Here is a 13,441-nt window from a genome sequence, read left to right as displayed (position 1 = left end):
ATATCAGTCTCCTGAAATCTGTAACATATACCCGATATACCTGCATCTCCTATTTTTTCACCATGGCTTCAGCCGCAAGAGCCGCAACGGTATCAATCTTCACACCCAATTCATAATATTTTATTATTTCCGTCAATTGTCTATGACAGGATAAACAGGCAGTTGACAAATGCTTTACACCGGCTGCTTTGATCTGGTCCGCCTTGGCTTTGCCTGAAATCATCCGCCGTTTGGTGCTGCTGCTGTCCTGAAGCAATGCGCCGCCGCCCCCGCAACAAACACCATCCATACGGTTAGGTGTCAGCTCCACCACTTCTTTGCACATGTAAGACAGCAATTTCCGGGGGGCTTCAAAAACACCTGATTTTCGTCCCAGATTACATGGGTCATGATAGGCAATGGAATAAGGATAAGCATCCGGGTTAAGGCTGATGACACCTTTTTCCACCATATCGAGTGTAACTTCCACAATGCTTAAAATATTAAATTTCGGCTTTCTGCCGATCAGCTTTTCCGCACGTTTCCGCAAAGCAAAAAATCCGTGTCCACATTCGGAAAGAACCAGATTCTCTACTTCGAGATCCTCTGTCGCTTCTATTATCCGGAGGGCCATCTTTTTTTCAATATCGTCATCGCCTGAAAAATATCCCCAGTTGGTAACATCGGTATGCCGGCTTGACATTGTCCATGATTCGCCGAAAGCATTAAAAAGCCGCGCCATCGCCTGAAGATGCAGGATATTGGTTCCAAGTTCACGTGGATTGGGCAGATAAAGATATTTTGCGCCTTTCTGTTCTGTGGGAATGGCTGCTTTGCTGCCTTCCGTTTCATCGGCAAGTTCTTCATTAACCCATTCAATGGTTTCGATAAAGTCTTCTTCGGTGAATCCGTTCACATCTCCGGTTTCCAGACGTAACTGAATTCCATGTTTAATGTCAACAGGCATTCGCTCTATCGCATCAGGCAAAGATCTTGCTTTGCGAACCACATCTTCCATTACAATTCCTACCGGACACTCAACTGTACAGTGATTGCAAAGCATGCAATCCCATATCATATGGCTTTGTCCCAGCAGGTTATCAAGGCCCAGCTGAGCCATGCGCACCATTTGCCGCGGAACCGGCCCGCCTTCTCCATCGTACCAGCTGCAGCGGGAAAGACAGATCCCGCAAGTCATACAATCAATAATATTATCGCCTTTATCTTTTTTGTTCAGCATACTCAAAAACGGTGAGTCAATGCATATCGTTGGATTGTTCATGATACCTCCTTTCCGGAACCTGCCGCTGAAACAATCCCGGCAATCCTTACCGGTTCATTGGCTGCCACACTTAAGTGGCGAATCGCTGTGTCATTCAAACCTGTATGTTCAACTATAAGCCTGGATCTAACAGCAGCAAAACTGCTGCCGCTCACAGAACGGCAGTTTCCTTCATGGCAGGCAGCAACAATAACCCTTTTGGCGCCGTTTAGTAATGGTTCAATCAGCATCGGCTCATCAATCCGGCCTGCACAGGAAACCCGGATTACCTGGGCGTTTTTTTCGGAAAATATTCCCAAATCCTGAGCAGAGCCAAGCGCCAGCGCTCCTGAACGGTCACAGGCAAATATCACGGTTTCGGAAGCGATTTTTCCGGACGAAACCGAACCGGATTCCGAAATTACAGAAATTGCATTTGCCGGACAATGCGATACACATATTCCACAGCCAAAGCAGGCATCTGTGCTGATTACCGGCTGATAATTATCACGAATCGTAACTGCGTTATGCGGACATATCCGATAGCAGGTCAGACATCTGGCGCATTTGTTTTTATCAATTGCAGGCAGCAGTTCCGTTTTTATGTCACGGTTTGTCAGTACAACAAGTGCTGCTTTTACAGCATTGATCTCACGTTTTAAATCGGATTCATCGGTTTCATCATGGCATGAACCAACAAAAAATATGCCGCGTCTCGGACTTCCCACGCCACGATGCCGCACATTGGCGGACTGAAGAAATCCTTCCGAATCACATTGCTGCCGTAAAAGACGCGCAGTTTCCGACGCATTGACCGGAGGGCCGACGTTTTCCGGTATTACCAGCAGATCACATTCTAAAGTCAGCCGGATACCCGGAAGAGTTGCTTCGTTCATTTCAAGCAGCACATTGCTGTTATCCGGTGTAACGGTAATCTGCGCTGAATTTTCCGTTCTTAAAAACCGGACACCTTTATGCCGGGCAGCATCATAAAGCTCTTGGCCTTCTATTCCGTGAACCAGCATTTTTTCCATGACAATAATTGCCGTTTTCCCTTTTTCCGCAAGAGCCGCCGCCAAAGACAGACAGGTACGGGCGCTAACTTTCCATTCCTGCCCATGCCTGTCCAGCCAGAATGCAACGGTTTTGGGCACTTTGTCAGGCGTTTTTTCAAAAATATCTATAAACTGATTCAATGATTTGATTTTATCGGAATCACTAAAACCGGTATCCGAAACCATGTGCGCATCACTTGCAAGCACAATGGCTGCTGCTTTAACACTATGGTTTTGTTCTCCGGCAGTAAAAGATAAGTTGTATTGTCCCACGGTTCCTGACACAGAATGCAAACTCGTGGAAGAAAAGCGGGTAACACCGGGTATCTCAGCTGCCTGCTGATGGCCTGTATCCAGTTGTAAAACCTGCCAGCCATCCTGTGCAAGCGACTGACAAATCCTGCCGGAATCTTTTGACTCGCCAAGCACCACAATATTAGATTTTTGTTTAGTTTCAGGTGATGTATTTAAATCCTGTATGATTTTATAAGCTGCAATGATGCCCTGATCTCTGGAACTCAGAATATCTGTGGGACCCTGTGCCGCGCCTGCGGTGTAAACACCTTTGGGCAGTGACGAACTGCTGCTTAAAAAACCCCATTGATCAGGTTTTGCATCCAGTTGTTTTGCAATCTCGCCGATTTCTACGCAGGGCCCGATACCCACAGCAAGAACAATAAGATCAAAATGGCGGGCTGTCCTGGCACCGGTTTCAGGGTGTTCATGAATAACTGTCAGCCTTCCTTTTTCATGATCGGATAAAATTTTGCCCGGAACTCCCTGAAGCAAACTGACCCTTGATTTCAGGTCGGCTGCCTGTGTCCGGAATTCCTTGCCTATTACCTGAAGATCAATGTGAAATACCGTTATCTGAGCATCCGGTATGCTATGAAGTATCTTGTTTGCCTGACGCACTGCTGTTTTGCAGCAAACCTGAGAGCAATAGTCTCTGCCCATTTCACGGTTTCTGGATCCCACACACTGGATAAAGGCAATGGAAGGCGATGGAGTATCCGGCAGAATTTCTTTGAGCCGTTCCTGTTTTAATATGTTGTTGAGATCGGCTGTTGTAATAACCTGATCATAAATTCCATATCCCAAATCAGGAAGTTTTGCCGGATCAAAGGCAGTCATACCCGTAGCCAGCAAAACCGCATCGGTTAGAATAGTTGAAGATGCACTATCGTTTAAGGTTGTCTCAAACCTCTCATTGTTTTGTTTGATTTTGGAGATACTGCTTTTTAAATGCACAGTTGTATGTTTCAGATTATTCATCTGATCCGCCAGTTCTGCGCTCAGGCAGGCACCGCAGTTCTGACAAACACCGGTAGCCATGCACGCCCAGTCAAATGCCTTGCCCCCCAGATGTTCGCCCTGTTCCACAAGATGAACCGATATACCTAAAGTATCAAGTGTTTTAGCAGCAGCCATTCCGGCAACACCTCCACCTAAGACTAAAACACTATGGGTTGATCTATCCATAATTTCCTCCTGTATTATTCCGGTTTACACGCTTTTAATCAGATCCTTGTCTGCGTGATAGACATATGGCTTATCCGGTTTTCAGATAGTTTCAATACTTAATAAGTTTGCCTGCAAACAGCTGTTAAATCCGGAAACTGCCGGTATAATGCGCCAATTTACAGCAAACATATATTTTTTAATTACGAACTACAGATTTTGCAACAAATTAAACCTATACTCTTTTTTTATTATAAACAAACAACAAAATGTGCAACGTTTGGCAATTCAGGCAGGGCTATAGATGTCGGCCTTTATTTTATGCTTTCAGTAAGAAACGGAATCGAAATAATATATTGCCTTGATTTTATTCGGCTGTTACAATTTTGGCGGCTTCGTAAAAAGCAGATGATTTGTGGAATTTTTGCGGTTTTGCCAATTTTAAAGAACGAGCCAAGAAAAGGAACTTTATGAAAAAACGATTGGTGATCGGAATATCGGGAGCTACGGGAGCTGTTTATGGCATAAGAATGCTTGAGATGTTGAAGGATTCGGATATAGAAACACATCTTGTATTATCGAATGCTGCTGAAAAAATTATTCAACTGGAAACTGATTATACGGTAGATCATGTTAAGGGGCTTGCACATTACAATCATGACATCGATAATGTGGGCGCTGCCATTGCAAGCGGTTCATTTGACACGATCGGCATGGTTGTAATTCCATGCTCCATAAAAACTCTTTCCGGTATTGCCAATTCTTTCAGTGTTAATCTTTTGATAAGGGCTGCGGATGTAACCTTAAAGGAAAGAAGAAAACTTGTTCTGATGGTCGGGGAAACTCCTTTTCACAAGGGGCATTTCAGGTTGATGTCTCAGGCGGTCGATATCGGAGCAATAATAACTCTTCCTTCGGTAAGTTTTTACACAAGGCCTCAAACAATAAGAGATATAGTGGATCAAAGGGTTGCAAGAACTCTGGATATCTTTGATATAAAGCTTGATTCTTTTAAAAGATGGTCCCAGGCAGATGGCGATAAGGCTATGGATCTTTTAAATAAAGAGCGTGACCTTTGATTTTGCTCAGGTTCAGAGTGTTTTACGCAAAGGTCACAAAGCGGAAAAAAACATTAAAAATTAGGGTGAAAAAGCTGTATCCCGTACATAAATAAAGAAGAAACAAGGGCTGCTGCCGGAATAGTTATTACCCACGCCCATACTATGCGGGCAGCTACTCCCCACTTTACGCTTGATAGCTTGGATGTAGCTCCGACGCCTACAATTGATCCTGCAATAGTGTGTGTGGTGGAAACAGGAATCCCCGCATAGGTTGCAAAAAAGAGTGTAATAGCGCCGGCAGTTTCGGCGCAGAATCCTCCAACAGGTTTTAATTTGGTAATTTTCATCCCCATTGTTTTAACTATCCGCCAGCCGCCAAATGCTGTGCCTATAGCCATTGCAAGATGGCATGACAGTATAATCCATGCTGTGGAAAAATCACTCAGCTTGAGTGTAACGGAACTATCCATGGCTCCGGAGGCAACCAGCAGCGCAATAATAATTCCCATGGTTTTCTGAGCATCATTACCACCATGACCAAGAGAGTAAAGGGCCGCAGAAAATAGTTGTCCTTTCCGGAATAAATGATCCACCTGCTTTGGACGCCATCGCCTGAAGATCCATAATACAAGAAACATAAAAAGCAAACCCAGCACAAAACCCATAAGAGGCGCTATCGGTATAAAAGTTATTGTTTTGAATAATTTATCCCATCTTGGCGCAGAAAAGCCGGCATATGTTATACCGGCGCCCGCAAAACCGCCTATCAGAGCATGGGAAGAACTGGTCGGCAAACCCCACCACCATGTCAGTAAATCCCAGGCGATTGCTCCGATCAGGCCCGATAAAACTACATATACATAAGCCGGGTCCTGGGGATTAATATGAATGATTTTTGATATGGTGTCCGCCACTTTGGGTGCAAAGATAAACATGGCGATAAAATTGAAAAACGCCGCCCAGATTACTGCAATTCGCGGAGAAAGCACACGGGTTGAAACAACGGTGGCTATCGAATTGGCTGCATCGTGAAAACCATTTATTACATCAAATATAAGTGCAATTATAACAGTAAATATTACCACATACCATATAGGAGCCATATCTAATCTTCCTCTAGTATTACCCCTTCAATCAGATTGGCGACTTCTTCAGCAAAATCTGTAGCACATTCAAGATCCTGCAGTATCTCTTTATATTTTATAAGCTTGATAGGATCTTTTTCTTCCTTGAATAATCTGGCAAGTCCTTTGCGTAAAAAATCATCACCGCTGTTTTCAAGTTTATGTACAATAATACAACTGTTTAATACCACATCCCGTTTTTTGGGTTTATTAAGCATTTTTAAAGCCTGTTGAAGTTCAATAGCAGCTTTTAGAAGTAATTGTGCAATTTCTTTCATTTCAGGAAGAAATTCCGTTACTTCATAAATCAAAATGCGCTCCGCTGCCGAATCCGTGGCATCCATGATGTCATCAAGTTTTTTGATCAAGGCGATTATCTCGGTACGATCAAACGGAGTAATAAAGATTTGACGTAAAGCGCTATAGCATTCATGAGTTACATTATCCGATTGATGTTCTATTTCCTTAATCCGTTCTACCCGCTCTTCAATATTATCCGCCTTTGTTACAAGCTCAATAAACTCTTCAGCCCCTTTGATGGTAAGGGCTATTTGACGTTCAAAAAATTCAAAAAATACCGGTTCTTTTGGCAAAAATCGTTTTAGCATAATTTCTCTCCTAAAAAGTTAAGCGCTTCTACCATATTGAAAAAATTTAGACAAGATTTTATCATAATTTTACCACAGAAAATGTGATTAACTTTAAAGCGAAATGCCCCATTTGCACTATAGTTCCGATTGGGTATGGGTGCGTATGCCCAATTACAACCAAGCAATAGGAATATTATTATGACAAATGCTATATATCAAAGTTACCTGAATATTCCCACATATCTTCCTTGACACTAACCTGTTGTTTCTTTAATATCTTAGCTGTAATTATTCATACTGCTCTTTTTTCAATTCTTTTATAAAATTTATATTGAAAGAACAAAATATGACAAAATCAAATTATTATTTCAAGTCTATTCATTTTCGGAACACAATTTCAAACATTCTGCTTTTTATAGTTTGCTGCAGCATCTGTTCTTGCAGCGGCGATAAAAGTTCCGCCATGAATTTTTCGGGCATAATGGATGCGGATATCACATGTGTCAGTTCACAGGCGCAAGGTATCATAACCCGGCTTAAATTCGATGAAGGAATGTTGATAAAAAAGGATGGTATACTGGTAAATGTAGATACCGAACAACTCGGATACCAACTCGGTCAAAACGAATCTCTGCTTGAAGAACTTAATAATCAAAACAATGCTTTGGGTTCACAACTTGAAAAAGCAAAATTTGAAAGAGAAAATATCAGAATAAAGTACAACCGTTTCTTAAATCTTCTGAAAATAAATGCAGCCGTACAGCAGGATGTTGATGACCTCAAAACCCAATACGATTCCGCAACTGAACAGATTAAATATATTCAATCTTCCATGGATGCAATTAAGAGCAAAAAAAAACAGGCTGAGTCCGGCACAAAGATCATTAATAAGCAGCTTAAAGACACAATAATTACATCGCCTGTTACAGGAACAGTATTGGTAAGATATGTTGAAAATGGAGAGTTGCTTACATCCGGAAGCCCTGTATGTGATATTGCGGATATATCTACTCTCTGGACAAAGATTTATGTAGAAGAAAAAAATCTGCCTTTTATAAAAATCGGCCAGAAAGTCAGGCTTAAAATTGACGGAATTGACGATAAAACAATGGAAGGCCGGGTATCATGGATCTCCGATCAATCGGAATTCACCCCCAAAACCATACTTACCGAGGAAACAAAAGCATCTTTGGTGTTTGCCGCAAAAGTAACAGTTTTAAATGATAAAGAAATTTTAAAAATCGGCATGCCTGTTACTGTTACTGTTATTGTTAATCGGGAATCATGATGTTTCTTACAAGCATGGGTATAGTCCGTGAGAAGGAAATCGGAACACTGGAACAACTTATGGTAACGCCGATAAGATATTATCAGCTTGTTCTTGGTAAAATCATACCTTTCAGTATTCTTGGAATTGTTGTAATAAATATTGCAATGGGATTTATTTATCTTATTTTCGGGATAGCTGTAAAAGGCAGCCTTCTTCTTATGATTTTTGAATCTCTGATTTTTATAATTTCAACGCTTGGGCTCGGTGTTTTTATTTCAACAATATCGGATACACAGCAGCAGGCTCTTTTCCTGGCCTGGTTTACAATGATTTGTTTCATTCTTCTTTCCGGTTTTTTTATTCCGATTGCAAATATGCCCCATGTGATACAAAAGATAACTCTTTTTAACCCGCTTCGGTACTTTATAATAATATTAAGGGAAATATACCTCAAAGAAACTACTTTAAAGGATCTTATACCCGAAACTCTTTCACTGGTTGCATTCGGTGGTTTTTTGTTTCTTGCGGCCATTATAAGATTCAGGAAAAAACTTGGATAAAAACTATTGCATGATAAATAAATTAAACAAGTTAAAACCGGCTGTTGATAAACGCGCATTAATTTTAATAGCCGGGTCCATATGGATTTGCAGCGGAATAATGCTGTTAAGCTTCTCGTATTACTGGCTGCGTGAATCAAAGAATATAAGTTATTGGCTGATAGCAGGGATAGCCTTTATATTGGCCCTTTTAATACACCATTTTGGATTTTTAAAAATTGTAGATAAAAACCTGAGAAGGTTACTTCCTGCTGAAGAAAAAAAATGCATATTTTCTTTCATGGACTGGAAGAGTTATTTAAATGTAGTAGTAATGGCGTTTTTAGGAATATTTGTCAGACATTCTTCTATTCCAAAGATATATTTATCTGTCATATATGCAGCAATAGGTATGGCGCTTATACTTTCAAGTGTAAGATACATAAGAATATTTTTATGCCATTTGAAAAAAGAGGATTAATGGATAAACGGTTTGAATTAAACATCTTTCAAATATCTCGCTTCAGGATAAGAATTTGCCATGGATTATTTTGACGGACATGTTCATTTTTTCTGGACAGGCTCTTTTAAGTCTGTAAGGACAAAATGGCAGCCATTAATAGATAGAGGTTTAAGAGGCATTGCTGTTATTATTGTAGTAAATAACCCCGATGATATCAAAAACCTTTTAAAATTAATTCCAGCTACTTACCATGACAGAACAGGAGATCCGGTTTTTTTCAACGACGGATCAGGATTTAAGATTTCTACCGCACAAAATTTAAATGAAGACAATTTTAAAGTTTTTCCATATCTTGACTCAAGATTTTTAGAAATTAAATCCGCTGATCTTGCCCCATATCGTGATAATGGATTCAAGGGTTTTAAAATATTATACGTTCCGGAAGAAGATAAAGAGCTTGGCATAACGGGCTGGGAAAAATTTTTCAAGCGATCGGTAAAAGAATCGGAAAAGCTTATAATTTATATGATAGAGCAGGCTTTTAGTTTTGGCTGGCCGGTTATTTTCCATGCCGATCTCAGAAAGTACAAAGATTTTGTAAAAGAGGTTCTGCAGGCATATCCGGGACATCCTGTAATAATCCCGCATTTCGGTTCTTCAAGAAAAATTATGGCCGAATTTATGGATAAATATGACAACTGCTATACCGACTTTTCCTCTTTGCTTCCTTTTATGAAAAGGGACAGCAAAAAGTATATTGATTTTATTTCAACCTATAATAGCCGTATATTGTTTGGTTCGGATACCGTTTTGGATGAACCGGGCCTAACTGCAAAATACTATGATTTTATAGCAAAAACTATAGCTGATGATAAGATTTGCAAAAATATTTTATCAGATAATTACAAGCTGATTCATGGATATTAGAGGTAAAATAAATGCTGAAAAAAACAACTGAATCCGAAAAAAAATGCAGGACAGATGCAGAATCGGTTTTTAAAGCAAGAAACCTGCTTCCCGGAATTGCTGAAAAAATAATAAAAAGTTGCTACGATAAAAAATGCTATACACATATTGACTATGACCCGCTTCCTTCAAAAGATTCTGTTTTTGAAATAATAAATAAATCGAGAGAAATTTTGTTTCCCGGTTATTTTGCAAAGGAAAAGATTGATCCTGCTAACTTAAGATACAACATGGGGCAGAATGTTTCGGTTCTGTTTGATATGCTTGCAGAGCAGATTTCAAACTGCATAAGGCACGATTGCTTAAGATACAGCCAGGAGTGCAGCAATTGCGGTACACGCGGAAACGATATAGCCATTGGATTTCTTGAAGCAATTCCATCCATACGAAAACAACTTGCAACCGATGTTGTAGCAGCATTTGACGGAGATCCGGCTGCTCAAAGCCATGATGAAATTATCTTCAGCTATCCGGGCCTTTATGCAATAATGGTATACAGGCAGGCGCATAAACTTTTTACAAGCGGCGTGCCTCTTCTTCCCCGCATGATGACTGAATATGCTCACAGCCTCACAGGTATAGATATCCATCCGGGAGCAAAAATCGGAGACAGCTTTTCAATTGATCATGGCACAGGAGTAGTAATCGGTGAAACAACGGTTATCGGTAAAAATGTTCGTATATATCAGGGCGTGACGCTGGGAGCACTTTCACTCCCAAAAGACGCCGGAATACTTCTTAAAGGAAAAAAACGGCATCCGACTATAGAAGATGATGTGATTATTTATGCAGGTGCCACCATACTTGGCGGCAAAACGGTAATCGGCGCCCGTTCAGTAGTCGGCGGAAATATCTGGATTACCGAATCTGTTGCACCGGATACAACAGTTGTTATGGAAAACCCCCAGCTGATTTATAAAAAAACTATACGGAATCAAATTTAGAAGGAGTATACGGTTATGCCCGGACAACTTTCCGTTGAACAGATTACAAGTAAAATTCATGTTATACGGGATGTAAAGGTTATGTTGGACAATGACCTTGCAGAACTTTATGAAATTGAAACAAAACAGCTAAAAAGATCGGTTCGAAGAAATATCGACCGATTTCCACCTGATTTTATGTTTGAAATATCAAAAAATGAATATGATTCTTTAAGGCGCCAAAATGGCACCTTAGAAAGAGGCAGCCATTCAAAGTATCTTCCCTTTGCTTTTACTGAACAAGGCGTTGCCATGCTTTCCAGCGTCCTAAACAGCAAACGTGCAATTTATGTAAATATACAGATAATGAGAATATTTACAAAATTAAGACAAATGCTTCTTGATAATGCTGATCTCAGAAAAGAGATTGAAGAACTCAAAAAAATTACCGAGGATCGTTTCCAAATTGTATTTGAGACCTTGGATCATATGTTGGTTGTTGAAAGCAAACCGAAGAATAACATAGGATTTACGATAAAAGAAAAGAAACGGGAATACGGTAAGTAGCGGCAATGTTGCATTCAAAGAGACAGCAAGGAGGTTTTTCCGCAGGCGTATATGTATACGCTTAAGGACAGAACCGACAAAGCCAACGCAGCTAGAATTTGAATGAGACTCGGTATAAAGGATTTAACATGGCCGGATACAAAAAAAGCCCCGCTCTTCAGATAATTGAAGTACGGGGCTTTTTTTTATAATGTTTTGAACTGATAAAAATTGGAGTGGAAACCTTCCTGTTGTTGGCCCTACCGTGGCAGTTTGTACAGAACTCGTTTTTATTATGCGCTGCACATCCGCCACATTCGCCAATGACCAAGATTTGACAAACATTGCAATGAATGCTAATTTTCAATAAAAAAACAATAGGATTTAATATTATGCAGAGCACCATCGAAATTAAGCAACTTTCCAGAGAAGAAAAACTGAGGGTAATGGAAGCCATTTGGGAAGATCTGTCTAATGAAGAGGAACAGATAGTGTCTCCTGACTGGCATAAGAAAGTCTTGCAGGAAACGGAGCATCGACTTAGCACGGGACAAGAAAAAATCGTGGACTGGCAAGATGCTAAAAAGGATCTTCGGAAACGATTCGAATGAAAATCAAGCTACTCTCTTCCGCACTGGATGATTTGTCTGAAGGTCGGTTATTTTACGAGAGACTGGGCGAGGGACTTGGAGAGTACTTCTTTGATTCTCTATTTTCCGATATTGATTCTTTGACGCTGTATGGTGGCATCCATCCAAAATTTTTTGGTTATCATCGGATGCTGTCCAAGAGATTTCCTTACGCCATCTATTACAAGCTTGAAGAGGAATCGGTTGTTTTGGTGTGGAGAGTTCTGGACTTGCGCCGTAATCCCAAAAAGATCAGACAATCACTAATGCTTAGGCTAAATAGTGCCATGTCAATCTTATAATGTAGTATAAAATATGATATATATCTTCATAAATAACCCTTAAACGAAAGGGCTGAAAATGAAGAAATACATTGTAACCTTAATTGAAGACGAATGAAAAAGGTCAATTGGCAATTTACTACGGAAGATGCCAGAACAAAATTATCACGTCTTTATCCGACAATTGATGATTGACATGACACTAGTGGATGGATTTGTCAGGCGGAAAGTGGTGTCAAAATAGTCTTGACAATTTAATGACAATTATATTAAAGATTTTATAAAATTTATAAAACTGAATATTTCACAATGGGTCCAGAAGTCTTCGGATTTCTGGAGGTTTAGTGTGGTCGGGCCGCCATCTAACTTAAATGTTAGGTGGCGGCTTTTTTTTTCCTAATAAGAAAAGGGGATATAAATGTTAAAAGGAATTGTTTTTCTTGTTATTTTCATCGCCATTTTAGGAGTACCCTTTATTATTGCAATACTGAAAGGAAAAAAGAAATAAGCCTATCAACCAAAAAAGAGTTGAACGAAACCTAATGAAACAAAAACCTTATCCGCTGGAAGAATTTTTCGGTGCCATTATCAGTCCCTTTGAGAGGTTTTTACGCCAGACAACATCGGGAGGGATAATCCTTGTCGTCATGACTATTTGTACCCTCCTGATAGCCAATTCCCCGTGGGGACAAGAATTTCATCACTTTTGGGAAAGGCCGGTGGGCATTACGTTCGATTCCTGGATTCTGGCACTATCCCTCCGAGAATGGATCAATGAAGGATTGATGGCCCTGTTTTTCCTGGTCGTAGGCCTCGAATTGAAGAGGGAGATCTTAGTAGGAGAACTCTCCTCATTTCAGAATGCGATCTTACCCGTGGCTGGCGCTATAGGCGGCATGATCATGCCGGCCTTTATTTATGTTTTTTTTAATCCCGGCGGGCCGGAAGCCACTGGGTGGGCCATTCCCACGGCAACCGACATCGCTTTTGCCGTCGGAATTCTTGTCCTGCTATCGAGGCGAATTCCCCGGAATCTCGTCATATTTCTCATGGCTTTGGCAATTGCGGACGATCTCGGCGCCGTGCTCATGATCGCTCTCTTTTACACACAAGCTATCAATCTGACATTGTTGGAAATTGCAGGCGGTCTTCTTTTGGTTCTTATCTTCTTAAACCGTGGCGGGATTCGCCATGTTCTTCCATACGCTGTTATAGGAATATTCTTATGGTTGGCACTTCTGAAATCAGGCATTCATGCAACAGTTGCGGGTATTATATTGGCGCTTATGATTC

The 13,441-nt window shown here is 40.6% G+C and carries 14 protein-coding genes; 10 read left to right on the top strand and 4 right to left on the bottom strand.

Annotated features, from left to right (window positions below; all coding sequences use genetic code 11):
* Positions 1-49: 49 nt before the first annotated feature.
* Positions 50-1,261: a (Fe-S)-binding protein gene (locus VXK47_RS16320; RefSeq protein WP_435549845.1), complete on the bottom strand. Its 1,212-nt coding sequence runs from the start codon at positions 1,259-1,261 to the stop codon at positions 50-52.
* The gene (locus tag VXK47_RS16315; protein WP_435549844.1) at positions 1,258-3,777 is read right to left on the bottom strand and encodes a hydrogenase iron-sulfur subunit; all 2,520 of its coding nucleotides are present in this window, start codon (positions 3,775-3,777) and stop codon (positions 1,258-1,260) included. Before VXK47_RS16315 ends, VXK47_RS16320 begins: the two co-directional genes overlap by 4 nt.
* Positions 3,778-4,226: 449 nt before the next feature.
* Between VXK47_RS16315 and VXK47_RS16310 the strand changes: the two genes are divergently transcribed.
* A complete protein-coding gene (locus VXK47_RS16310) occupies positions 4,227-4,835 on the top strand; it encodes a UbiX family flavin prenyltransferase (RefSeq protein ID WP_435549843.1) in 609 nt (202 codons plus the stop codon).
* Between the two features lie 53 nt (positions 4,836-4,888).
* On the opposite strand, the gene VXK47_RS16305 is transcribed toward VXK47_RS16310, so the two are convergent.
* Positions 4,889-5,920: an inorganic phosphate transporter gene (locus VXK47_RS16305; RefSeq protein ID WP_435549842.1), complete on the bottom strand. Its 1,032-nt coding sequence runs from the start codon at positions 5,918-5,920 to the stop codon at positions 4,889-4,891.
* A gap of 2 nt (positions 5,921-5,922) precedes the next feature.
* The gene (locus tag VXK47_RS16300) at positions 5,923-6,549 is read right to left on the bottom strand and encodes a DUF47 domain-containing protein (protein ID WP_435549841.1); all 627 of its coding nucleotides are present in this window, start codon (positions 6,547-6,549) and stop codon (positions 5,923-5,925) included.
* 445 nt (positions 6,550-6,994) lie between these two features.
* Between VXK47_RS16300 and VXK47_RS16295 the strand changes: the two genes are divergently transcribed.
* The 9 genes from VXK47_RS16295 to nhaA form a co-directional block, all read left to right on the top strand.
* Positions 6,995-7,819 (top strand): HlyD family secretion protein, encoded by an 825-nt coding sequence (locus VXK47_RS16295; RefSeq protein WP_435549840.1) that lies wholly within the window; start codon positions 6,995-6,997, stop codon positions 7,817-7,819.
* The gene (locus VXK47_RS16290) at positions 7,816-8,361 is read left to right on the top strand and encodes an ABC transporter permease (protein ID WP_435549839.1); all 546 of its coding nucleotides are present in this window, start codon (positions 7,816-7,818) and stop codon (positions 8,359-8,361) included. The genes VXK47_RS16295 and VXK47_RS16290 overlap by 4 nt, the downstream gene beginning before the upstream one ends.
* Complete coding sequence (locus tag VXK47_RS16285) at positions 8,354-8,821, top strand: hypothetical protein (protein WP_435549838.1); 468 nt, start codon at positions 8,354-8,356, stop codon at positions 8,819-8,821. Before VXK47_RS16290 ends, VXK47_RS16285 begins: the two co-directional genes overlap by 8 nt.
* Before the next feature lie 60 nt (positions 8,822-8,881).
* The gene (locus VXK47_RS16280; protein ID WP_435549837.1) at positions 8,882-9,730 is read left to right on the top strand and encodes an amidohydrolase family protein; all 849 of its coding nucleotides are present in this window, start codon (positions 8,882-8,884) and stop codon (positions 9,728-9,730) included.
* Positions 9,731-9,741: 11 nt separating this feature from the next.
* Positions 9,742-10,713 (top strand): serine O-acetyltransferase, encoded by a 972-nt coding sequence (locus tag VXK47_RS16275; protein ID WP_435549836.1) that lies wholly within the window; start codon positions 9,742-9,744, stop codon positions 10,711-10,713.
* Between the two features lie 15 nt (positions 10,714-10,728).
* A complete protein-coding gene (locus VXK47_RS16270) occupies positions 10,729-11,259 on the top strand; it encodes an ORF6N domain-containing protein (protein ID WP_435549835.1) in 531 nt (176 codons plus the stop codon).
* A 371-nt stretch (positions 11,260-11,630) separates the two neighbouring features.
* Complete coding sequence (locus VXK47_RS16265) at positions 11,631-11,849, top strand: addiction module protein (protein ID WP_435549834.1); 219 nt, start codon at positions 11,631-11,633, stop codon at positions 11,847-11,849.
* Positions 11,846-12,169: a type II toxin-antitoxin system RelE/ParE family toxin gene (locus VXK47_RS16260; RefSeq protein WP_435549833.1), complete on the top strand. Its 324-nt coding sequence runs from the start codon at positions 11,846-11,848 to the stop codon at positions 12,167-12,169. Before VXK47_RS16265 ends, VXK47_RS16260 begins: the two co-directional genes overlap by 4 nt.
* A gap of 521 nt (positions 12,170-12,690) precedes the next feature.
* Positions 12,691-13,441: Na+/H+ antiporter NhaA (gene nhaA, locus VXK47_RS16255; RefSeq protein WP_435549832.1), on the top strand; the 751-nt coding region annotated here is incomplete at its 3' end.

Source organism: Desulfobacterium sp. N47 (assembly GCF_051233685.1).
Lineage (GTDB): Bacteria > Desulfobacterota > Desulfobacteria > Desulfobacterales > RPRI01 > RPRI01.
This window is presented reverse-complemented; position numbering and strand designations above follow the sequence as displayed.